Annotated in this window: 16 protein-coding genes; 11 read left to right on the top strand and 5 right to left on the bottom strand. The window is 63.7% G+C overall.

The genetic code is table 11. The annotated features are described in order from the left end of the window. Window positions 1-32: 32 nt before the first annotated feature. Window positions 33-1193, bottom strand: a complete 1161-nt coding sequence (locus tag YUU_RS0110370) for an ABC transporter substrate-binding protein (RefSeq protein ID WP_027522295.1) — start codon at window positions 1191-1193, stop codon at window positions 33-35. Window positions 1194-1507: 314 nt separating this feature from the next. Here YUU_RS0110370 and YUU_RS0110365 point away from each other — a divergent pair, with 314 nt between their 5' ends. The 3 genes from YUU_RS0110365 (at window position 1508) to YUU_RS0110355 (ending at window position 8061) form a co-directional block, all read left to right on the top strand. After that, the gene (locus YUU_RS0110365) at window positions 1508-3904 is read left to right on the top strand and encodes an EAL domain-containing protein (RefSeq protein ID WP_035662016.1); all 2397 of its coding nucleotides are present in this window, start codon (window positions 1508-1510) and stop codon (window positions 3902-3904) included. A 118-nt stretch (window positions 3905-4022) separates the two neighbouring features. Beyond that, on the top strand, window positions 4023-5324 hold the full coding sequence (locus tag YUU_RS0110360; protein ID WP_027522293.1) for an MFS transporter: 1302 nt from the start codon (window positions 4023-4025) through the stop codon (window positions 5322-5324). 160 nt (window positions 5325-5484) lie between these two features. Next, a complete protein-coding gene (locus tag YUU_RS0110355; protein WP_027522292.1) occupies window positions 5485-8061 on the top strand; it encodes an EAL domain-containing protein in 2577 nt (858 codons plus the stop codon). Between the two features lie 23 nt (window positions 8062-8084). Here the strand turns inward: YUU_RS0110355 and YUU_RS0110350 are convergent, their stop codons facing one another. Both YUU_RS0110350 and YUU_RS0110340 read right to left on the bottom strand, forming a co-directional pair. Beyond that, on the bottom strand, window positions 8085-9881 hold the full coding sequence (locus YUU_RS0110350) for an NAD(P)/FAD-dependent oxidoreductase (RefSeq protein WP_027522291.1): 1797 nt from the start codon (window positions 9879-9881) through the stop codon (window positions 8085-8087). Between the two features lie 586 nt (window positions 9882-10467). Further along, complete coding sequence (locus YUU_RS0110340) at window positions 10468-11373, bottom strand: transglutaminase family protein (RefSeq protein ID WP_027522290.1); 906 nt, start codon at window positions 11371-11373, stop codon at window positions 10468-10470. Between the two features lie 283 nt (window positions 11374-11656). Here YUU_RS0110340 and YUU_RS61120 point away from each other — a divergent pair, with 283 nt between their 5' ends. The 6 genes from YUU_RS61120 (at window position 11657) to YUU_RS0110315 (ending at window position 17593) form a co-directional block, all read left to right on the top strand. Further along, window positions 11657-12196: a hypothetical protein gene (locus tag YUU_RS61120; protein ID WP_063621692.1), complete on the top strand. Its 540-nt coding sequence runs from the start codon at window positions 11657-11659 to the stop codon at window positions 12194-12196. Window positions 12197-12307: 111 nt separating this feature from the next. Next, window positions 12308-12493 (top strand): hypothetical protein, encoded by a 186-nt coding sequence (locus tag YUU_RS56275; protein ID WP_084801399.1) that lies wholly within the window; start codon window positions 12308-12310, stop codon window positions 12491-12493. Window positions 12494-12640: 147 nt separating this feature from the next. Beyond that, entirely contained in the window at window positions 12641-14341 is a 1701-nt protein-coding gene (locus tag YUU_RS0110330; RefSeq protein WP_027522289.1) for a SulP family inorganic anion transporter, read from the top strand. A 43-nt stretch (window positions 14342-14384) separates the two neighbouring features. Next, window positions 14385-15800 (top strand): DUF2252 domain-containing protein, encoded by a 1416-nt coding sequence (locus YUU_RS0110325; RefSeq protein WP_027522288.1) that lies wholly within the window; start codon window positions 14385-14387, stop codon window positions 15798-15800. Window positions 15801-15941: 141 nt separating this feature from the next. Next, complete coding sequence (locus YUU_RS56270; protein WP_084801398.1) at window positions 15942-16448, top strand: DUF3302 domain-containing protein; 507 nt, start codon at window positions 15942-15944, stop codon at window positions 16446-16448. After that, on the top strand, window positions 16448-17593 hold the full coding sequence (locus YUU_RS0110315) for an HlyD family secretion protein (RefSeq protein ID WP_027522287.1): 1146 nt from the start codon (window positions 16448-16450) through the stop codon (window positions 17591-17593). Before YUU_RS56270 ends, YUU_RS0110315 begins: the two co-directional genes overlap by 1 nt. Window positions 17594-17733: 140 nt before the next feature. On the opposite strand, the gene YUU_RS0110310 is transcribed toward YUU_RS0110315, so the two are convergent. Continuing rightward, the gene (locus tag YUU_RS0110310; protein WP_027522286.1) at window positions 17734-18342 is read right to left on the bottom strand and encodes a TetR/AcrR family transcriptional regulator; all 609 of its coding nucleotides are present in this window, start codon (window positions 18340-18342) and stop codon (window positions 17734-17736) included. A 117-nt stretch (window positions 18343-18459) separates the two neighbouring features. On the opposite strand from YUU_RS0110310, the gene YUU_RS0110305 reads away from it, so the two are divergent. Together YUU_RS0110305 and YUU_RS0110300 are read left to right on the top strand one after the other, a co-directional pair. Continuing rightward, a complete protein-coding gene (locus tag YUU_RS0110305) occupies window positions 18460-19692 on the top strand; it encodes a cytochrome P450 (RefSeq protein WP_027522285.1) in 1233 nt (410 codons plus the stop codon). Between the two features lie 146 nt (window positions 19693-19838). Next, window positions 19839-23522 (top strand): AsmA-like C-terminal region-containing protein, encoded by a 3684-nt coding sequence (locus YUU_RS0110300; protein WP_027522284.1) that lies wholly within the window; start codon window positions 19839-19841, stop codon window positions 23520-23522. Between the two features lie 264 nt (window positions 23523-23786). Here YUU_RS0110300 and YUU_RS0110295 read toward each other — a convergent pair. Continuing rightward, on the bottom strand, window positions 23787-23968 hold a 182-nt coding region (locus YUU_RS0110295), incomplete at its 5' end, for a transposase (RefSeq protein ID WP_027521659.1).

Here is a 23968-nt window from a genome sequence, read left to right as displayed (position 1 = left end):
GGGCCCATGGTGCGGGTTCATAAGTAGGCGCCCTAGTCGATCGGCCTGAACGTCCCGTCCTTCTGGATCATCGTCAGAAACACCTTTGGCGGTGTGTCGATCATGTGCACGCCGACGGTGATGGTGTTGCCGCTGATGTCGAAGCGGCCGACGTCGTTGATGACCCGTAGCAGCTCGGCGCGCGTCGGGTTCGGCCCCGTCTTCTCCAGTGCGGCGGCCGCAAGGCGCCCGGAGATATAGCCTTCCAGCGACACGAAGTCCGGCGTGAGCGTCGGTTCGAACGCCTTCTGCGCCGCCTGGTAGTCGGCAACGAGCTTTTGCGATGTGTCCCAGGGAAACGGCACGACCTGCGAGACGATGACGCCTTCGCCCTCGGGCCCGAGCTCCTTTGCGAGCGCATTGGCGCCGACGAAGGAGATGTTGACGAAGGTCGGATTGAGACCGCTGCGGTGCACGAGCTTGATGAACTCCGCGCACGGGCCGTAGGTCCCGACCATGACGATGGCTTCGGGCTCGGCGCGCCTGAGCATCCGCCAGGCCGACGCGACGGCCTTGGTGTTGCGCTCAAAGGTGCCTTCGGCGGCAAGCTCGAGGCCGCGCTTGGCGAGCGCGCGTTTCACGCCCAGGAGACCGTCGCGGCCGAAGGCGTCGTCCTGGTAGAAGATCCCGATGCGGCTGAACTTGCGATCCTCGGTGAGATGCTTGATCCAGGCCTCGGCCTCCGCGCCGTAGGAGGCGCGGATGTTGACGACGTTGCTGAGCTCCAGATCGCGCAGGAATTCCGCGCCGCTGAACGGACCGATGAAGGGAATGTTCCTGAGGCTGGTGATCGGGATGGTCGCCATCGCGGTCGGCGTGCCCACCGCGCCGATCAGTGCGAACACCTTGTCCTCGTCGATCAGCCGCAGCGTCTGCGCCACCGATCGGTCGGGATCATAGCCGTCGTCGCGGCTGATCAGTTGCAGCTTGCGGCCATGAACGCCGCCCTTGGCGTTGATCTCGTTGAAGGCGGCAACGATGCCTTGCCGCATGCGTAAGCCAAGCGCGGAGGAGGGCCCCTCGAGCGCCGCAGCCTGGCCGAACAGGATCGCGTCGGTGCCGACGCCAGCCTCCTCGCTTCGGGCCGCCGGCGCAACGAATGCAGCCAGCACGACGGCCAAAATGATGCGTGTCGCGGAACGGACTCGTGTCATGGCGTGATAGGGGATTTGCGGGAATTACGGAAGAACGATAGTGCCACGGCCTCGCTAACCGCAAGGCTGATCGCGCTCCGTATTACTCCGGTGAATCCGTGCAGATTGTTTCCATGATGCAGCGACTTGCGGGGGAAACGTTAACTAAGCTCCGCAGTTGCGGCCGGCGCCGCAGTGAAATTGTGCACTTCTTAACCGAGCCCCATGTCCGATCGTCGTTCTGACGGCTCAACCAGAAGTTCGATCCGTCACGCCAGAGGGACGGCTTAAGAGAGATGGGCGATCGCGATCAGAATGATCAGGATCGGAAGCGCATGATCGCGCGATGGCGTCCTGCGCCGTTGTTCGGGCTCTATCGCCCTGCGCTGGTCGCCGCAATCCTCGGCCTGTCGTTCTCGGTGGTGGGCGCGGCTGCGGTCGCGCGCTGGGAGGACCGCGTCAACAAGGTCGAGTTCGAGAGCGCGGCGGAAACCGAAGCCATCGTCATGCAGAACGGCATGAACGAATATATCAGCCGGCTCGTGGCGCTGCGTACCCTGTTCGAATCGGCCAACGAGGACGTCACCCGCAGCGAGTTCGAGACGTTCGCGGGACGGCTGTTCGAGCATCACCCCGGCATGCTCCGCGTCGCATGGTTGCCGCGGATCAACCGCAAGGAGCGTGCCGAATACGAAGCCGCCGCAGTCGCGGACGGTGTGTCCGGCTATCGCATCAAATCGCTTCAGGGCGAGGGCGACGGTTTCACAACCGCGCCGCAGGGCGACGAGTATTTCCCGGTCTTCTATTCCACGCAGCCGAAGACCTCGCCGGTCTACGGCATGGACTACGCGACCATTCCGGATCGCTATGCCGCGATCGAGCGCGCGCGCGACAATGACCGGATCGCGGCGCTACGCACGCGACTCTACGAGCCGCGGGAAGGCGGCCAGTTGCCGAACGTCCTCGTCGTCGTCCCCGTCTACGCCAAGGGCACCTCGCGCGACACGGTTGCCGATCGCCGCCGCAACCAGGCGGGCGTCATCGTCGCCGTGTTCGATCTGCCGCTGCTGCTGCGTGCCATCCGAACCACGACGGCGGCAAGTCCCGCGATCAGCGTCAACGTCTATCCGCCCTTCACGGGGCAGATCGTCAGCCTGGAGCAGTCGCTGCCGGATTTCGCGTCCTCGGCGACCGCGCCGCAATCGATGAGCGACGTGTCGAAGGGCGTGCACTGGTCGGGTGGCTTGCGTATCGGCGACACCGATTGGCAGGTGCGTGCCGTGCCGACCGCCGGTGGTCCGCTGGAAACCGCTTATGACCGCGCGCTCACGGTGCTGGTCGTCGGCATGCTTCTGACGCTGTCGCTGGCGAGCTACCTCGTGCTCGCGAGCCGCAACTCGCGGCGGCTGTCGCTCGCCAACCGCCGGGTGCTCGAGCTGGCCCAGACCGACATCCTGACGGGGCTGCCGAACCGCGCCTTCTTCCTCGCGCGGCTGGACGAGATCAACCGCCAGATGCGCGAGGACGGGCTGACCTTCTCGATCCTGATGCTCGATCTCGACCGCTTCAAGAACGTCAACGACTCGCTCGGCCACGGCGCCGGCGACCTCTTGCTGCGCCAGGTCGCGCAGCGCCTGAAATCCGCGCTGCGCCAGAACGACGTGCTGGCGCGGCTCGGCGGCGACGAGTTCGCGATCATCCAGGAAGGCTGCGACGATCAGCGGGTGTGCTCGACCGAGCTCGCGGGCCGGATCGCCAAGCTCGTCACCGAGCCGTTCTTCCTGCCCGGCCACCGCGTCGAGATCGGCACCAGCATCGGCATTGCGATCGCGCCGGAGCACGGCAGCAACCAGGAACAGCTTCTGAAGAAGGCGGACCTCGCGCTCTATCGCTCGAAAGGTGCGGGACGCAACTGCTTCACCATCTATGACGAGGCGATGTCGGCCGACCTCGAGGCGCGCAACATGCTCGAGGGTGACTTGCGCGACGCCATCGCGCGCTGTCAGTTCGAGCTGCACTACCAGCCCTTCGTCGACGTCGCCAGCGGCGAGCGCCGCGGCTTCGAGGCACTGGTGCGCTGGCGTCATCCGACGCGCGGGCTGATCCCGCCGGACCAGTTCATTCCGCTCGCGGAGGAGACCGGCTTGATCGTGGCGCTCGGCGAATGGGTGCTGCGGCGCGCCTGCGAGGACGCGGCGTCGTGGCCTTCGGACGCGCGGGTCGCCGTCAACCTGTCACCGGTGCAGTTCAAGGAAGCCGAGCTGTTCGACGTGATCTGCGCGGCGCTGGAAGATTCCGGCCTGCCGCCGGAGCGCCTCGAGATCGAGATCACCGAGTCCGTCCTTTTGGAGCGCGGCATCGAGAACCACGCCTTCATGGAGCGGCTCAAGAGCATCGGCATCGAGCTCGCGCTCGACGATTTCGGCACCGGCTATTCGTCGCTGAGCTACCTGACGGCGTTTCCGTTCGACAAGATCAAGATCGACAAGTCCTTCATCAGCAATCTCAGCTATCGGCCGCGCAGCTCGGCCATCATCTCTTCGATCGTGACGCTGGCGCGCGGCCTCGACATGTCGGTGACCGCCGAGGGCGTCGAGACCAGTGAACAGTTCGAGCGGCTGAAGGGGCTCGGCGTGAATTTCGCGCAAGGCTATCTGCTCGGACGGCCGCAGCCGATCGAACGGATCGCGCCGGAGGCGCCGGTCTCCCGCTCGCAGCTCGACGCGGCCTGAGACGCATCGCCGCGCAAAGGTCCGTCGCATGCAAACGTGGCCCGGGCATGCGCGAAAAGCGCTTGACCCGGACATCCCCGGATGATCGGAAAGATCGTCCAGGGATGAAACCAACACAATGCGGCTTCCGTTCTTCTATGGCTGGGTCGTGGTCGCGGTGACGTTCGTCACCATGGCCATCGGGGTCAACGCGCGCACCGCGTTTTCATTGTTCTTTCCTCCCATAATCTCCGAGTTCGGGTGGGATCGCGGCATCACCGCGGGCGCCTTCTCGTTTGGCTTCGTGGTCTCGGGCGTGGTCAGCCCGCTGATCGGCCGGCTGATGGATCGCGCAGGTCCGCGCGCGGTGATGGAGGTCGGCGTCGCGCTGATGGCGGGCGGCCTCCTGCTGGCGCCGCTGACGAGCCAGCCCTGGCATCTCTATGTCACCATCGGCGTCATGGTCGGCGCCGGCAGCGTCTGCCTCGGCTATTCCGGCCAGTCGCTGTTCCTGCCGAACTGGTTCATCCGCAAGCGTGGCTTCGCCATCGGTATCGCCTTTGCCGGCGTCGGCATCGGCTCGGTGACGCTGCTGCCCTGGGTGCAGCACATGATCGAGCAGAGCGGCTGGCGCACCGCCTGCACTGCGATGGGACTCTTGCTGCTGATCGCGCTGGCGCCGATCAACCTGCTGCTGCGCAAGCGGCCGGAGGATCTCGGTTTGCGGCCGGACGGCGATGCCGCGCCGTCGGCAAGCGCGGCAAAGCCCGTCTCCAACATCGTCGATCCCGTCTGGGCCGGCACCGACTGGACCCTGAAGCTTGCGCTGCGGACGGCGCGGTTCTGGTGGATCGCGCTCGGCTATTTCTGCGGTCTGTACATCTGGTACGCGGTGCAGGTGCACCAGACCAAGTTCCTGCTCGACATCGGCTTCAGCCCGAGCGTCGCAGTGTGGGCGCTCGGCGCCGTCAGCCTGCTCGGCATTCCCGGCCAGATCCTGCTCGGCCATGTCTCGGACCGGATCGGCCGGGAATGGGTCTGGGCGATGAGCTGCACAGGCTTTGCGATCTGCTTTGCTGCGCTGATCGCGCTGAAATTCGAAGCCTCACTCTGGCTCGTCTACCTGATGGTGTTTACGCAAGGGGCTCTCGGCTACGGGCTGACTTCGATCATGGGCGCGGTGGTGTTCGAGATCTTCGGGGGAAGGAATCAGGGCAGCATCTTCGGCATGATCATGCTGGCCGCGCTGGCGGGCGGCGCGGCCGGGCCCTGGGTGACGGGCTTCCTCTATGATCTTGCCGGCGACTACACGCTTGCCTTTGTCATCGCGATGGTCGCGAGCGGACTGTCGGCGTTGTCGATCTGGCAGGCCGCACCTCGCAAGGTGAGGGCGGTCGCAGGCCGGCTGCACAAGCTTCAGCCGGGAACCGGCGCCGCATAGGTCCGCTTCCCTTCGCAATTCCTCGGCTCTTCTTCGCGGAATCTTAAGCATGTCTCGTCTTGGCGAGCCCATGCCAGGTTGAGCCAACCTCTTGGACACCATCGGACCGCTAGGCTTGCCGTCCTTGTCGCATCTGGTTGCGACGCGCCCGGGTCCAACGATGTCCGCCAACGATTGCCCTGCGATCGGAACTCCGGAAGTCCTGCTGGCTGCGCTGGAGCTGGCCGTGGACGGCGTTGTCATCGTCGATGCCGACCGCCGGATCACGCATTTCAACGCAGCCGCAGAGCGACTCTGGAAGCTCCCGCGCACGGACGCGCTCGGACGCGATGCCCGCATTCTCGGGCTCAAATGCCTGGGCGAGCCGATCGCGGCGGGGTTTCGCGACGAGATCAGCCTCGTGCGGTGCGACGGCACGCGGATCAGGGCTGCGATATCGCTTTCGTCCATCGGCACAACCCAGTACGCGGTCTTCGTTCGCGACGTCACCGAGGAGGCCGAACGCCGCGTGCGGATCGGACTGCTCAACGCCGTGTCCGACCAGACCAATCGCGCGGTGATCATCACCGATACCGAACTGAAGATCCGCTACACCAACGCGGCCTTCGCCACCGTGTTCGGCTATGCCTCCGGTGAGACCGAGGGGCGGCCCGTGAGCGAGCTCGTGGCCGGCCGCCATACCAACCGCAGGGCGCTTGCAAGGCTCGGCAAACGGCTGATGGCGGGTGGCCGCGGCGGCGAAGCCGAGGTGATGCTCTACAGCAAGGATGGCGAGGAGATCTGGGTTGCTGCCAGGATCGACGCCTTCCGCGATCGCAAGGGCCGGGTCAAGCATATCTTCGCCCTGCTCGAGGACATCACCGAAACCAAGCAGCTGCGATCGCTCCAGCAATTGATCACGTGCGCGCTCGCCGACGAGGTGCCGATCACCGAGATCGCCGACCGGCTGTGCCGGCGCGTCGAGGAGATCGCGCCCGATGTCGTCTGCTCGCTGCTTCACGTCGATGCCGCCGGCTTCGTGCATCCGCTCGGCGGTCCCAGCCTTCCCGATGACTATTCACGCGCGCTGGACGGCGTCGCGATCGGACCCGATGTCGGTTCCTGCGGCACGGCCGCCTACTACGGCAAGCCGGTCCTGGCTGTTGATATCGATAGGGATCCGCGCTGGCAGCCCTACAAGGCGATGCCACTGTCGGTCGGCCTGCGCGCCTGCTGGTCGACCCCGGTCAAGGCCAAGGACGGAAGGGTCATCGCCACCTTCGCTTTCTACTACAGGGAGCCGCGCGCACCGAGCCGCTGGCACCGGCGCATCGTCGATGCCTGCGTCAATCTCGGCGCGCTCGCGATCGAGCGCAAGGAAGCGCGCGCGGAGATCGCGCGGCTCGCCTATCACGACATCCTCACCGGCCTGCCGAACCGCGTGCAACTGCGGCACCTGATCACGGCCGCGATCGACGATTGTCGCCCCGGCAGCCACGTCGCGCTGGCGTTTCTCGATCTCGATCATTTCAAGGACGTCAACGACACGCTCGGCCACGCCGCTGGCGACGAGCTGCTGGTCGAGCTGGCGCATCGCCTGCGCGCGCAGATCGAGCCCAGCGACCTGCTCGGCCGGCTCGGCGGCGACGAATTCGTCATCCTGTTGCCGAACCGCGACGCCGAGGGTGCCGCGCGCATCGCGCGCCGGATCACCGAGGCATTGGCCGAGCCGCTGCGGCTCGGCGCGCGGCAGATGCAGATGTCCGCCAGCATCGGCATCAGCCTCTATCCCGATCACGCCACCGATATCGACACGCTGATGCAGCAGGCCGATGCGGCGATGTACAAGGCCAAGCAGGCGGGACGCTCCACCCATCGCTTCTTCAGCGCCGACATGAATGGGCTCGCCGAGCAGCGGCTCGTTCTCACTGCCGCGCTGCGGCGCGCCATCGCGGAGGACAAGCTCAGCCTGCGCTACCAGCCGCAGATCCGCACCATTGACGGCGCCATCCATGGCGTCGAGGCGCTGGCGCGCTGGCATGACGCCGACCTCGGCGAGGTCTTACCGGCCAAATTCATTCCGCTTGCCGAGGAATGCGGCTTGATCGAGCAGATCGGCCTGTGGTCGATCCGCGAGGCGTGCCGCCAGATGGCGGGCTGGCGCTGCGCCGGGCTCGACATCCCCAGCGTGTCGGTCAACCTCTCGCCGATCAATTTCCGCAACGTCGTGCTGGCAAAGCATGTCGGAAACGTCCTCGCCGCGCACGAGCTGCCGCCGGACGCCTTGATGCTCGAGATCACCGAGGGCGCGTTCATGCAGGAGCGGGCGGTTGCGCTCGAGACCATGAAGGCGATCCGCGAACTCGGCGTTGGGCTGTCGCTGGACGATTTCGGCACCGGCTATTCCAGCCTGAGCCGGCTGGCGCATCTGCCGATCCGAGAGCTGAAGATCGACCGCAGTTTTATGCGCGACATCGAAGCTGATGCTGGTGCGCTCGCCATTGCCACCGCCGTCGTCCGCGTCGGCCAGGGCCTCGGCATGACCGTGGTTGCCGAAGGCGTCGAGACCGAGGCGCAGTGCAAGGTGCTCGCCGAGCTCGGCTGCGACGTCGTGCAGGGTTTTCTCTACGCACCGGCGCTGACGCCTGTCGCGTTCGAACGCTGGCTGCTCGATCACAGCGCCGAGCAGGCGAGGGCGATGCACGACGATCTCGATCGCGCGCAGGGCGATGCCAGGCCGGTCAAGCGCACGGCCTGACGCCCATTGTGCACTCGGCAACCTCAGGCCTTGTGGTGGACAGTCTGCAGGCCATAGACCGGCGTCGGGATGCTCTCGTAGCGCGCCTTCAACTGCAGGGAAAGGAATTGCGAGTAATGTCGCGACTGATGCAGATTGCCGCCGTGGAACCATAGGCCTTCCTGCTGCGTCGGCTTCCACATGTTGCGTTGTTCACCTTCCCATGGGCCGGGGTCCTTTGTCGTATCCGAGCCGAGGCCCCAGACCTTGCCGACTTTGTCGGCCATTTCCCGACTCACGAGATCGGCGACAAAGCCATTCATCGAGGTGTAGCCGGTGGCATAGACGATCACGTCCGCAGGCAATTCCTTGCCGTTGTCGAGCCTGACGCCGTTGGGCGTGATTTCCTCGACCTGTCCAGCGAACAGTTTGATTTTGCCGTCAATGATGAGCTGCGAGGCGCCGACGTCGATGTAGTAGCCCGAGCCGCGGCGCAGATACTTCATGAATAGTCCGGAATCGTCGTCACCGAAGTCGAGCCTGAAGCCGGCCTTCTCCAGCCCGGCATAGAAGGCGGCATCGTCCTGGCGGATCTTGTCGTAGACCGGTTTCTGAAACTGATTCAAGATCCGATAGGGCAGTGAAGCGAAGATCAGATCGGCCTTCGCCGTGGTCGTTCCGCCGCGGACGGCGCGTTCAGAATAGAGATCGCCGAGCGTCTCCATCAGCGAGTCCGAGCGCACAATGTGGGTTGTCGAACGCTGCACCATCGTTACGTCGATGCCGGCCTCGTACAGCGCAGCGCAGATATCATGAGCCGAATTGTTCGAGCCGATCACCACCACCTTCTTGCCTTTGTAGCCGTCGGAGCCGGGATGGCGTGAGGAATGGTGTTGCTCGCCCTTGAAGGTTTCCATGCCTTTGATTTTCGGCATGTTCGGCTTGGCTGACATGCCGGTCGCGAACACAAGCTGCTTGGGCCGCAGCGTGATCTCCTTGCCGTCGCGTTCGACGACGAACGTCCATTCCTTCTTGGTGTCGTCCCAGCTGGCGCGTTTGGCCGTGGTGTTCGTCCAGTAGTTCAGCTCCATGACCTTGGTGTACATTTCCAGCCAATCGCCGATCTTGTCCTTGGGCGAGAACACAGGCCAGTTCTTGGGGAAATCGATATAAGGCAGATGGTCGTACCAGACGGGATCGTGCAGGCAGAGCGACTTGTAGCGGTTGCGCCAGGAATCGCCGGCGCGTGCGTTTTTCTCGGCGATGATCGTCGGCACACCGAGCTGGCGCAGCCGCGCTCCGAGCGCAATGCCGCCTTGTCCGCCGCCGATGATAAGCACGTAGGGCTGGGTCTTGAAGCCGAGTTGCTCGACTTCCTCGTCGCGCAGTTCCTTCCAGGTCTTGGCGCCGGGATTGAAGCCGTGCCTGGCGCCGAGTGGCCGGCTGAAGCCAGCCCTTTCCTCATGGCCCTTGAGTTCGGCCATCGTCGTTAGAAGCGTCCAGATCTGGCCGTTCTGCAGTCGGATGAGTCCATATCCGCGCGCGAGCTCGGTCTCGAACGAGATCCAGGACTCGGTCACGCCGCCTGCCTCGGTTGGCGTTTCACCCTCGGCAATCTTCCAGTTGCGCGGCTTCGCATGCGCGAGGCAATGCGCGAGCATGTCGCGGACCTGATCCCGGCCTTCCATGGTCTTGATGTTCCAGGTGAAGGCGACAAGGTCGCGCCAGTAGCATTCCGGAGCGAACATTCCCACGGCGGCGTCGAGATCGCCCGCCGCGAGCGCGGCTTCAAACTTGTCGAGGAAAACCTGAACGCGCGCGGCAAGCGTTGTGTCGAGCATCACTTCCTCCCGGATGTCGTTTGCAATTTTTCTGCGCAGGCAGCGTCACCTTAGCCCAACTATCGCGGGAATCCAGGCTGGTGCGGCGAGGTTCCCGGTCGGATTCAGCGCTTCTCAGCCGCCCCTGTCTCGATACTTGCGCGGCTCGAACGGCTGGCGGCGACCACGACATCATTCTCGGCGAGGCGCTGTCCAGCGACGAATCTGCGTGCAGCCCGCTCGTGTTTCACAAGGTCAGCTACGTGAGCTTTCAGCACGCTTGACGCGCGTCGCCTTCACCGGTGTCGCACTACTGATTGATCTCGGGCTCGACCGGCCTTGCGATGTCCAGGATGCCTGCTGCCTGCGTGATATCCAACTCGGTGCCGACAGATACATTCTTCAACATCACGGTCAACGCCCAACGATGAGAGCCTTCTGTTGACGCTGCTGACGTGCAAAGCGCTTCAGGCCAGCAGGATCGAAGTTCTCGGCAGCGGGCCTCGAACAGCATTCGTTCGCATAGTGGAGGGCAGCGCCACCTATGTTGGGGGGACGGTTCCGATTGGAACGGTGAGCGATCAATGACGCGCTTGCGCGTTGCCTTCTATCCCTCGGATTGATCGGTGACATCGCCAAGTTTGTGGACCGCGACATGGACTGACATGCCGAGATAGTCCCCCGCGTTGCCGAACCACGCCCCCGCCAGCGGCACGGCCTGGCCCGGATGTCGGGCAACCGCCACCTGGATGAGATCGAAGCCGGCGTTGATATGATTGGTCGGGTCGTAATTCATCCAGCCGGCACCGGGGAGGAACACCTGCACCCAGGCATGGGTGGCGCCCGACCCAGTCATCCCTGCGCCGCCTCCATCGAGCGCGGCGTCATAGATGTAACCGCTGACGAAGCGAGCGGCGAAGCCGAGCCGGCGCAAGGCCTCGATCATGAGCCAGGCATAGTCTCGGCAGGTTCCTGATTTCGAACGCAGAGTTTCACCCGGAGCCAAGGTACCCTCCGTTTCCCGCGCTTCGTAGGTGAAGGTATCGCGGAAAGCGTCGAGCATCCGTTGCAGGACATCGATCGTTTGCCCCCTGCCATCGGCGACGAAGCTCCTGGCCCAGGTTGCAACGGCCAGGTCGGGATCGCCAGTATGCGGGCGCATGAAGCCGGCAAGATCGGTCCATTCGTCCTGCGTGTATTGTACCGGTACGAGCTCGGCCCTTCGTTCCAGTGCAAATTGCTCAACGCCCTTGGCTCCAAAATGGACGCCTTGAAACTCGAACGTAAAGGTCAATTCCTTGCCGGGTTCGTCGAGCTCGATCTCCGTTAGATTGTTGGAAAGGCCGTCGCTGATCCAGCGGATACGGGAAGAGAGATTGGTCCTTGCAGACCAGCTTATTAAGCGCCCGCGTGCTGCAGGCCTCGGCAGGAACATGGCCCGATGCGTACCGAACGCCACCGGGTTTGCATAGCTGTAGGTGGTGGTGTGCTTGATCTCGAAGAGAATAGCCATTGCTCCTCCGAGCCGGATCGATTGATCACATCAATGGCTCACCGGAATGCAGCGCCGACACGACCGACATTCGGAATGTACGCAACGTTCTATTCCCGAAAGATCCAATTGAACAGACGTGATCGAACAGGCTTGGAGGTCGGTCCGTTTGGCGAAGCACGGCAGTGCGTCAGCATCGTTGCCTCATGCAAGCGATCTTCTGGAAAACCTTTGATCTGGCGCAATGCTCGTTCTGGAACCTACGGCGCATCGTCAGTCGGGCAGCAAATAGTGGAGTCAATCCATGAAGCAGATGAGTCTGAGAAACGTTGCGATAGCAACCTCGACCTTCGCATGCGCGGCATTGCTCTCCTTCGGCTGGTCCGAGCAACGCGGGGTCTCGCTGTCGATCGAGAGTGCCCAGGCGCGAGTCGGTCGTCCGCTCACTCCGGTGAGCGTTGCGGGTGTCGCACGCCGGCAAAACCGGCGGGCTGCGTACCAGTACGACTCGGCCGGCATTGCAGGCCCGATGGCGGTTAACTACGCCGGCCTTGCAAGCGCCGCTGGCACGGCAACCGTCGCCGCCACCCAGCCTTGGGGCTGGGGTGGTACTGGTTACTATGGCGGCCGGCCATACGTCGGCAGTGGGGCTTTGGCGGCCAATGCCTATTATGGCGGCGGCGCCATCCAGACCAGTCCGTTCTACCTGCAAAGGGCTTATCCTGCGAATGGCCCTTGGTATGGCGTTGATGGATGGGCTGGCTACAAGGCGCGTTATGGAATCGTCTGCGATCCTGGCAGCATGTTCAAAGGCGATGACGGCCTGATGCACGTCTGTCAGTAGATCCTCATTGCACCGATGAAGGGCGGCTCAAGAGCCGCCCTCTAAATTCGCTCGAACACCAACGATGCATAACTCGGCGCTGCTTGCGGCGGTCCCGTTGAGAGGCCTCCAATGCCAGATTCCGCAGAGGTAATTCAGGCGGCAATTCGCTCCGCTTTTGTCAACTACCCAAAGGAAGACGATCCCGACTGGAGGAGTCCATGCTGGATCAAGCCTGAAGAATGTTCGCATTTGACCACGGTCATCCTGCGAGAACTCAAGGCCAATGGCTTTGAAATATTAAGGAAGGCGGACTGAAACGCTCGGATTTGGACGCTAAATTGCTCGAAGTCACTATCGGGGAGCAGCGGGTGGCCAGACCCAGTTCATCGGGTCTCAGCCGCTTTGTGTCATTCGATCTACTTTTAAATGCAGCGAACGGGTTCATACGCGGGAGGCCGGGCCATGGCCAACTCCGACGTTGCGTCTGTGACTCACAGATTTTTGCCGATCCTCGACTGGATTCCAGGCTATCGCCGCGATTGGCTGTTGCCTGACGTTCTTGCCGGCCTCGCGCTCTGGGCCGTCATGGTGCCCGAGGGAATGGCCTATGCGGGCATCGTCGGCGTGCCGCCGATCATGGGTCTCTACACGATCGTGCCGGCGTTACTCGCCTACGCGCTGCTCGGCACGTCGCGACAGCTCGTGGTAGGACCCGACACAGCGACCGGCCTGATCTCCGCGGTGACCGTCGGCGCCATCGCTACGCAGGGAACTGCGGAGTACAATTCGCTGACCTCCACCCTGGCTGTCCTGATTGGCTTCTTCTTCCTCTCTTTTGGAATTCTGCGCATGGGTTGGGTCGCAAGCTTCATCCCCACGCCCGTTATGCGGGGCTTCATCGAAGGTCTGGTCTACGTCACCATCATCGGCCAGGTGCCACATCTGCTCGGCATCAGCGGCGCGTCGGGCAATTTCTTCACGAAGCTTTGGCATATCTTGCAGCATCTACCGGACGCTTCGGCCGCGCCTGTCGTAACCGGCATATTGTCGCTTGCCGCCATGCTCCTGCTCCGCCACATCGCGCCCGCTGTGCCGGCGGCGCTCGTGGTCATGGCCACCGCGACGATCGTGATCGGATTGCTCGGCGGAGAGGCGACAGGTGTGCATGTGGCGGGCCACCTCCCATCCGGCTTGCCCCACTTTACGGTTCCGACTCTGGAGATTTCCACCCTGAGCGAGCTTGTGCCGGGCGCGCTCGCCATCGTCCTGGTCGGCTACGCAGAAGCGCTCGGCGCGGCCAAGGCCGCAGCCCTGCAAAGCGGCGGCAAGATTGATCCGAACCAGGAGTTGATTGCGCACGGGCCGGCAAACATGCTGAGCGGGCTGTTTGGCGGATTCCTCGTTGTGGGCAGCCTGTCGAAGACTTCGGTGGCCACGGCGGCAGGCGCCCGCAGCCAGGTCGCCAACCTCATCGCGGCGGTCTTCTGCTTTTTCACGCTGATCTTTCTGACGCCCCTCTTCCGAAACATGCCCCAGCCGGCACTCGCGGCCATCGTCATTGCAGCCATGTTGCATCTGACAAAGCCGAGCTACCTGCGCGAATTGTTCGCCCGAAGCCGCTGGTCGTTTGCCAATTGTGTGATTGTCATCCTCGGCGAACTGACTCTGGGCGTACTCCAGGGCATCGCCCTGGGCGTCGTGCTTTCGTTGCTGACGTTGGTCTACCTTGCGAGCCATCCAAGGGGAGCGGAGCTTGGGCAACTTCCGGGCACGGAGGCTTATCGCGACGTCCGGCACCATCCCGAGGCTGCTACGTTTCCGGGCCTGCTGATCTGGCGAACGGGCGGCGACCTCTTCTTCGCCAGCATTGAACACATGAGTTCCGCCTTGAAAGCATCACTGGCCGCACGGCCAGACGTCAAGCGTGTGCTTCTGGATTGCTCTTCCGTCAACTTCATCGACGTCAGTGCGGGAGATGAACTCCTTGGTCTCATCAAGGAGTTGGAGAAGATGGGGATGAGCGTCGCCTTTGTCCGTGTTCGCGATGCGGTTCGAGACGATATGAAACGTGCTGGGATCGAGGCAATTGTCCGAGCAGACAATTTCTATGAAAGGACCACGGATGGCGTCCGAGCTTGGCAGCAGCAAGGCGGCATTGCCTAGGCGCCGCCGGAAAACCCGTTGATTGGCATGCGGTCACCCTAAGATGGAACACACGAGGCACATCGTTGAACCCGAATCTTCCCTTGCGTTGCCTGCTCTGCATATCGTCTCGCCAGACGCGCGAATAGCGGCCGGCAAGGCGTTGCGTGACAAGGTCCGACGCGAGCAGCATGGGCGCTGGAATAGTCTCAAGGGACGGGCGGACCCGATCGAGCTTTTGCTCAAATCGGACGCTGGCCGGTTGAAAAAGCTCATACCCATCCGGTACGGCCGGATGCTGCAGTCTCCCTTTGCGTTTTATCGCGGATCTGCCGGCATCATGGCGGCGGACCTGGCGCGAGTGCCAATCACGGGATTGAAGGTGCAGGCCTGCGGCGATTGTCACCTTCTCAATTTTGGAGGGTTTGCCACGCCCGAACGCAGCATCATCTTCGACATCAACGACTTTGACGAAACTTCTTCCGCGCCCTGGGAATGGGACGTCAAGCGATTGGTCGCATCGATTGTGCTCGCTGCGAGATCGAACGGATTGTCCGACGCCCAGGGCCGCGACTGCGCCATCAGTTCTGCCCGCATGTACCGCGAACACATGCGCAAATTCTCCAAGATGGACCCGCTCCAAATCTGGTACGCCGAAACCAGTGCCGCGGATTTCATCGCATCCTTACCGAAAGCCTTGCAAAAAAAGGTCAGGAGGCGGATCGACAAGGCCGCAGCTCACACGGGTTCGGAATTTGAGTTTCCGAAGCTTGCAGGCTCGGTGGGCGGACAGATCCGCATTACCGATCAGCCGCCGCTCATCTTTCATCCCGACAGCACCGCCAGTCTCGATGCGGCGTCGACACTCAAGGAGCTTTTTCAAACCTACCGAGAATCGCTGGCCGCCGACCGACGCACGCTTCTTGATCGATACCGTCTCGTCGACGTTGCCATCAAAGTGGTCGGTGTCGGCAGCGTCGGCCGGAGGTGCTGGATCGCTTTGATGATGTCAGAGGGCAACGATCCCTTGTTTCTGCAATTCAAGGAAGCGGCGCAATCGGTGCTCGAACCTTACGCCGGACGAAGCGGATACTCCCATCACGGACAGCGCGTCGTGATGGGGCAGCGCTTGATGCAGCCCGTGTCAGACATTTTTCTCGGGTGGACGACCGCTCCCAACGGCCGGCAGTTTTATGTGCGGCAGTTGCACGACGCCAAAATCAAGCCCCTGGTGGAAACATTTGATGTCGAAATGCTGGATGTCTACGCGCAAGCTTGCGGCTGGGTACTCGCTCGCGCCCACGCAAAGGCGAGCGAGATTTCCGCAACCATCAGCGGATACCTCGGTGGTTCGAACGAGGCGTTCGATGCGGCCATGGGAAAATTCGCGTTGGCGTACGCAGATCAGGCCGAACGTGATTATGCGGCGCTCAAGGCTGCGGTGCGAAACGGAAGGATAGCTGCCCGGCAGGGGTTCTAAAATTGACAGCCAACTCCACCGCAGAGACCGTTCAGCGCCATGGCAATGGAAGACTTGACTTGATCTAGATCAATTGAGTTCTCGCGCCGAGCGCGAGGTATTGCCGGAGCCTTGCAATTCTGGACCCGGATGGGGATCGCCATGGAAGACCCATTCCTGAATTACTTCGCGCTTGGTCTGCTGTTTTTCGTGGTGATCGTGCTGGTCTACGGCATCATCGCGATCCACGACATTCCGGCCCGGATCGCCAAGGCCCGCCATCATCCGCACGAGGACGCAATCCATGCCGCCGGATGGATCAGCCTCTTCCTGCTGCACCTGCTGTGGCCGTTCCTTTGGATCTGGGCGATGATGTATCAGCCGGAACGTGGCTGGGGCTTCGGCCACAAGCCGGGCGAACCGACCTCGCCCAAGGAGGCTGTGGCTGAACTGGAGGAGCTCAAGCATCGATTGGCAGCGATCGAGGCCAAGGTCGGCATCGACGATCGAGCAGCTCACGTTCAGGAAGGCAGGGTCGGCTCAGAGCCGCCGCAGGAAGCAGTCTCGGCTGTCGATAAGGTGAAGGTTCCCGCGACAGAAGCCGCCAGTGCCGAGAGCCGAAATACGATAGCGGAGGCGCTCTCCAAGGTCGGGACGGGAGGCCGCTGATGGAAATCCTGCTCACCCTGACATACGTGGCGCTCTGTTATGCCACGTTCAAGCTTTTCAGAATCCCGGTCAATCAATGGACACTTGCGACAGCGGCGCTCGGCGGCATTTTTGGGCTTTCGCTGCTGTTCATAACGATGGCCTACAACCACCCGTTCTCCACGAATGCACGCATTTACTTCACCGTAACGCCGATATTGCCCGGCGTCCGCGGACGCGTGGTCGAGGTGCCGGTCGAAGACCGCACCAACCAACATCTCGAGGCCGGCGAAGTTCTGTTCAAGATCGATCCCAAGCCATACGAGTACACCGTCGCCGAAAAAAAGGCGGGACTGGCCGATGCCGAGGCCAATGTTGCCCAGCTCAAGGCGTCAGTTGATCAAGCCGCGGCGGCGACCGGAAAGGCTAAGGCGCAACTGGAGCTGGCCCAAGAGAACTACGATCGTCAGGCGACGCTGTTCCAGAAACAAGTCGTCGCGCAGGCGACGCTCGATACCGCAACGCGCAATCTCGACGCGGCAAAACAGACAGTGGCCGAAGCTAATGCTGCGGAAGATCGTGCCCGGCAGGCGTATGGCGCGACTGTTAATGGCGAACATACGGCGATCGTGCGTTTTCGCAACGAACTTGCTGATGCTCAATTCGATCTGGACCAGACCACTGTTCGCGCACCCACCAGTGGCTTTGTCACCGAGCTCGCGCTGCGGCCGGGCGTGTATGTGGTCCCGGCGCCCTTCCGTCCAGCCATGATTTTCGTCAACGACAGCCAAAGGGACCGGAAATTTGCAGCCGCGTTCCAGCAAAACGCCCTGCAGCGGGTTCGCGCCGGCGATGAGGCCGAAGTTCTGTTCAAGGGCATACCGGGCCGCGTATTCAAGGCCAAGGTCCAAGTGGTGATCGATGCGATCGCAGGTGGCCAGCTTCAAACCACGGGGACGCTAGTAAATGTCGGGGGAGCGCTGCCCGGAGACCGCGCTCTGGCCGTCCTCGAGATCGTCGATGACATCTCGGGTTATCAAATTCCGCTCGGGGCGGCCGGCGAAGCCGCCATCTACACCGAGCACTTTCACGAACTTTCATTGCTGCGGAAGATTCTTCTGCGGATGCGAAGCTGGCAGAACTACATCTTCTTTGAGTCCCTCTAGGAAACTCTTAGTTCGGAGATCCCGCCCGGTGCAGGTGCCGAGGTCCGAGATTCGCCCTTGGCAGCCGTTGGGGAAACTCCGCTATTCCGCCGCGATCAGGGCCAGCGAACGTCCGCGCGCCGATCTGTGGCCAGGCATTCCTAGCCTGAGACAAGCCCCATCGCGCGGCGGAGATCGCTGATGGCGCGGAAAAAACTGTCGGCCGGCGTGGTCTCCGGATCGATCAGCCGGTGCAGGCGAAAACCGTCATCCAGCGCCAAGACCACGGCGGCGGCCCAGGACGGATCTTTCACCTTGTTCGCGCGGTCGACTTGTGCCCCCTGAATGATGTCGGCGACCAGCTTGCGCCGCGCACGCAGGCGTTTTGCGAGCTCCGGCCGGCGCTTCTCTGCGCGCGCGACGTAGAGGATCATCTCCATGTGCAGGAGCGGCGAGCGGCCGAGCGGATCGCGCCGGTTGCGCTCCATGGCCTTCAGCGCCGCGATGAAATCGTCGAGGTCGGTATGCTCAGCGAGCAGGTCGAGATTGCGCCGGATCGACTGCTCGACATGGTCCTCGAGCATGGCGATGATCAGCTCGTCCTTGCTGGTGAAGTTCGAATAAAACGCGCCGCGCGTGAAACCGGCGGCGGCTGCGATCGCCTCGATACTGGCGCCGCCGATGCCCTGGTCCTCGAACACGCGCGCGGCCGCCTCGAACAGCTGGTCGCGGGTGTCGTCGCGGGTCGGCCTGGTCCTCACTCTTGACATCGCTGCATTTTAGTTCAGGATGCAACTCAATACAATAACGTATCGAATTTCAGAGGATGGTCACGCCGCCTATTTCGGCTCCGGCGTGTTCGATGTCGTGAACGATTTGAGGTCACCATGAACGAGCATGCGCAGGCGGCGGCAAGCGATCAGCTGTTCAATCCACTGGCCCCCGATTTCATCAGGGATCCTTATCCCCACTATGAGCGGTTGCGCACGATCGATCCGATGCATGTGACCCCGTTCGGTTCCTTCGTGGCGAGCCGGCATGCCGAGGTGAGCCTCGTGATGCGCGACAAGCGCTTCGGCAAGGATTTCGTCGAGCGCAGCAAGCGCCGCTACGGTCCGAAGATCATGGAGGAGCCGGTCTTCCGCAGCATGAGCCATTGGATGCTGCAGGCCGATCCGCCAGACCACACCCGCCTGCGCGGTCTGGTCGTGAAAGCTTTCACTGCGCGCCGGGTCGAGGACATGCGGCCGCGGATCCAGGAGATCGTCGACCAGACGCTCGACGAGGTGATCAATCGTGGGCGGATGGACCTGATCGAGGATTATGCCTTCCGCCTGCCGGTCACGATCATCTGCGACATGCTTGGCATCCCCGAAGATCATCGCGAGGCCTTCTACAAGGGCTCGCGCGATGGCGGGCGGATTCTGGATCCCGTGCCCCTCTCTCCGGAGGAGATCCGCCAGGGCAACGCCGGCAACCTGATGGCGCAGATGTACTTCCAGCAGCTCTTCGAGCTGCGCCGCCGCAATCCGGGCGAGGACCTCACCACCCAGCTCGTGCAGGCCGAAGAAGACGGCCACAAGCTGACCAATGAGGAACTGACCGCCAACATCATCCTGCTGTTCGGCGCCGGCCACGAGACCACCGTCAATCTCATCGGCAACGGCTTGTTGGCCCTGCACCGCAATCCGGACCAACTCGCACTGCTCAAGGCGCGGCCGGAGCTGATCACCAACGCGATCGAGGAGTTCTTGCGCTACGATTCCTCGGTGCAGATGACCGGGCGCGTCACGCTGGAGGATATCGACGATCTCGGCGGCAAGCGGATCCCCAAGGGCGAGACCGTGCTGTGCCTCCTGGGCTCGGCCAACCGCGATCCAGCCGTCTATCCTGATAGCCCCGACCGCCTCGATATCGTCAGGGAGAACGTCAAGCCGCTGTCGTTCGGCGGCGGCATCCATTTCTGCCTGGGCGCCCAATTGGCGCGCATCGAGGCCGAAATCGCCATCAACACCCTGCTCAGGCGGCTGCCGGACTTGCGGATCGACGACGTCGAGAACCCCGAATGGCGGCCGACCTTCGTCCTGCGCGGCCTGAAGCGGCTGCCGGCGAGCTGGTAGCGTTAACCTCCGTGCGCAACAGTCGCTGTGACATCGCCACACTTGCCCCTATATAAGGGGCTGTTCCGGCGCGGCTTAGGCTTCGATTTGGCTTAGACGTAGGCTTGGGTTTGGCCCGGGTGCCGGTTTTGGCCGAGGGGAGACCCGTGCAGACGACGCTGCTCGGATTGGCGATTGCCTTCATTATTGCGCTGCTGGCCGCGCTGATCGGGCCTTACTTCATCGACTGGAACCAGTTCCGGCCCCAGTTCGAGGCGGAGGCGAGCCGAATCATCGGTGTCCCGGTGCGGGTTGCCGGCCAGCTCGATGCGCGGCTATTGCCGGCGCCGACGCTGCGGCTGCGCTCGGTCACCTTCGGCGGCAACAACGACCTCGGTAAGCTCCGCGCCGACAAGCTCGACGTCGAGTTCAGCCTCTCTTCGCTGATGCGCGGTGAATGGCGCGCCACCGAGCTCACGGTCAATGGCGTGGCGGCCGATCTCGGCCTCGATGCCAAGGGCCGGGTCGACCTGCCGTCGACGGCAAGCGGCAGCTTCAATCTCGCCTCGCTCGCGATCGAGCGGCTGAACCTCACTGGCCGCATCGCGCTTCATGATGCCGCCAGCCGCTCGACGCTCGAGCTCAGCGACATCGCGTTTGCCGGTGACGTCCGCTCGCTTGCGGGCTCGGTGCGGGGCGACGGCAACGTCACCGTCTCCGGCACGCGCTATCCATTCCGCATCTCCTCCGGCCCGAGCCCCGACGGCACCGCCACCCGTCTCCACATCAATATCGATCCCGGCGAGCGCGCGATCCTGGCCGATCTCGAAGGCGTGCTCGCCTTTGACGGCCGGCTGCCGAAATTCGACGGCGCGCTCACGCTGGCCGTACCTCCACCCAAGGAGACGTCAAAGGACAAGCCGGCAGCCCCCGCACCGACGCCGTGGAAGCTGACGACGAAGCTCAAGGCCGATCCGTCGCTTGCGAAGTTCGACCAGATCGAGGCGAGTTTTGGTCCCGAGGACACCGCGCTCAAGGTCGCCGGCGTCGGCGACCTCAAATTCGGCGCCGCGCCCCTGCTGCGCGCGAATTTGGCGGCGCGGCAACTCGATGCCGACAAGCTCGCGGCCAAGGACAATACCGAGCCGCTGCGCATCCTGCCGGCGCTGCGCGCCGGGCTCGCCGCCATTCCGCAGGCGCCGATCCCGGCGCAGATCTCGTTCAGCTCCGAGCAGATCATGCTCGGCGGCCGGCCGCTGCAAAACATCGCCGCGGAGTTGCAGACCGACGGCAGGTCCTGGACCTTTCAGCGGCTCGATCTGCGCGCGCCGGGCATGACCCAGGTCGCGCTCAACGGCGCCAGCCCCGGCGTCGACAGCTTTAGCGGCCGGCTCAGCATCGAATCTTCCGACCCCGATACGCTGGTGGCCTGGCTTCAGGGCCGCAGCGAGATCAATCGCCGCAGCACCAAGCCGTTGCGCCTGAGCGGTGACGTGACGGTCGCCGCCAACCACCTTGCGATCGACAAGCTGAAGGCAGAGATCGAGGGCGGCGCGGTCGAGGGCCACATCGCCTTCGTGCAGACCGCTGCCAACAAGGGTTCGCGGTTTGACGCCGAGCTGAAGGCCGACCGGCTCGACCTCGATGCGGCCGCAAGCTTCGTGCGCGGCCTCGCCGGGCCGCAAGGCGAATGGCCGGACGAGGCAAGACTGTCGCTCGACGTCGGCCGCGCGATCTCGGCCGGGCAGGAGCTGCGGCCGTTTACCGCCAAATTCGGTTACAGCCCGACCACGCTGTCGCTGGAGCAGCTGCAATTCGGCCAGGCAAGCGGAGTGACGACGGACGCGAACGGAAGCTTCGATCGTGCGCATGCGACCGGCAGGCTGACGCTGAAGTCGGCGGCCAATTCCCTGTCTCAACTCGCGGCCCTGATCAACCCGATCGCGCCGGCGCTCGGTGCACGCTTCGATCGCGTCGACGCGCTGCCGGGGCCAGCGCGCCTGAAGCTCGATGTGAGCCTGGACAAGAACGCCGAGCATGCCGATCGCACCAATGCGCGCGCCGCGCTCGATCTCGATGCGCCGCAGTTGAAGGGAACGGCGACGCTGTCGGCGCAGACATTGGCGGCGGCGATCAACGGCCTGGATCTCGACAAGCTGCGCAACAGCGACTTCACACTGGAGTCAAAGCTCTCCGCGCCGCAGGCGAGCTCTCTGTTGACGCTGTTCGGACTCGACCGTGTGGTCGCGGCAGGCGAGGGGGCTTCGCAGGCAGAAAGCAAGGTGAGCGGCACCTGGGGCCGGCCGCTTCAGCTCAATGCGAAGATCGCGGGCGGCGGACTGGATGCGGACGCGCAGGGCAGCTTCGAATTGTCCTCGCCCGATCCGAAAGCGAGCGTGAATTTGCGCATGCGCAACGCGAACCTCGCGCCGCTGCTCGGGATCGGTGCGGGCGAGAAGTCAGTGCAAACCGTCAACCTGTCCTCGCGCCTGACCTTGTCCGGCAACAGCCTGACCTTCGATGATCTCGACAGCACGGCTGCGGGCTCGCACCTGCGCGGGCGTCTTGCGGTGACGCTGGACCCGGAGAAGAGCATCGATGGCGAGGTCGGGCTCGATACGCTCGATCTCGTCCCGGCGCTGGCGGTGGCCATTGGCGCGGTCGGGCGCGATGCCGACCAGCCGCTCGCGCCAGGGCTTGTCAACGGCTGGCGCGGCCGCATCACCTTCCAGGCCCTGCGCGGCGGATTGCCCGGCGGCATCGAGATGCGGCCCATCAGCGGCACGATCCGCAATGACGGCCAGTCGCTGGCACTGGATTCGCTGAAGGGCGGCATCGGTGGCGGCGAGATGACCGCAAGCATCGATGCACGCGACAGTCCCAACGGCCTGTCGCTGAACGCGCGTATCCAGCTCGCCAACGTCGATGCGAAGGTGCTGCGTTATCGCAATCTCGCCGTCCCCAAGGGCCGCGCCTCGGTGCAGATGGCGCTGTCCGCCCAGGGCCGCAGCATTGCGGCGCTGACCGGTGCGCTCGCCGGCAACGGTACCGTGACGCTCGAGTCGGCCGAGCTTACCGGGCTCGATCCGCTCGCCTTCGAGCTCGCGATCCGGGCCAGCGATGGCGGCCAGGTCGCTGACGACGCAAGGCTCAGGCAGCTCGTCGAGGCGGCGCTGTCGGCAGGCCCTCTGGCGATCGGCTCGGCGCAGATCCCGTTCACGATCCGCGACGGCCGCCTGCGTGTCGGCGCGACCACGCTGGAAGCAAAGAACGCCCGCGCCATCGTCTCCGGCGGCTATGACATTCCCGCCGATCAGGCCGACATCCGCGCCAGCCTGACGCCGATCATGACCGGCCTTTCCGGCGCGCCTCCGGAAATCCAGCTCTTTGCGGCGGGCCCGCCGGACAAGCTCAAACGCACCGTCGATCTCACGCCGCTGTCCTCGTGGCTGGCGGTGCGGACGATCGATCGCGAGACGCGGCGGCTCGATGCGATCGAGCGCGGCGAGCCGCCGCCGGCGACCGCGGTACTACCGCGTCTGGTGTCACCTGACGCCGCGCCCGAGCTGTCGCCACCGGTCGACGTGCCGCTGCCCGGCCGCGATCCTCGCCGCGCCCAGCCCAAAGCCAAGGTCGAGCCCAAGGGCCCGCCAACGCCGCGGCCGCCGCTGGCTGCACCGGCTGCACCGAGCCCCTCGGTCTCAAATCCTTCGATTTCAAGCCCGCCGATCGCGAGCCAGCAGGTGGCGCCGCTTCCGCCGCCGATCGAGGTCAGGCCGGCGCCCGGTCCTCCACCGCCAAGGCCCAAGCCGAAACCGCCGCTGGTCCTGGTGCCGCAGTCCAATCCGTAAAGACGGTGCCTTCCTTTTCCCCTTGTGGGAGAAGGTGGCGCGAAGCGCCGGATGAGGGGTTCTCTCCGCGAATTCACCGCGAGAGATGTGTGCGCGGAGAGAGACCCCTCACCTGAATGAGCACGCATCTGCCTGCGGAGTTGCCCTCTCCCACAAGGGGCCTGTTGCGTTACTGGCTTTTGAGGCCAAGACAGGTCAGGGAAGAAGCTAGTTGTCGGAGTAGCGGGCCGACGATGGAGCGGCTCATGCTCCTCGGCGGGCGGTTCACGCAGCGATTGCGGCCCACCGCCTCATGTTGAACGCGATGGAGGCGAGCAGAACCTGCCCGTTTGCCTTGATGAGGCCGACGTATCGGATGCAAGTCAATCGCATGCGGCGTTTGAGGGTGGCGAAGGTCGTCTCCACCTGCGCTCGCCGTCGTGCGATGAGAAGGTTGTAGCGTTTGA

Source organism: Bradyrhizobium sp. Ec3.3 (genome assembly GCF_000472925.1).
GTDB lineage: Bacteria > Pseudomonadota > Alphaproteobacteria > Rhizobiales > Xanthobacteraceae > Bradyrhizobium.
Note: the sequence above shows the minus strand (reverse complement) of the source record. Positions and strands in the feature narration are given on the sequence as shown.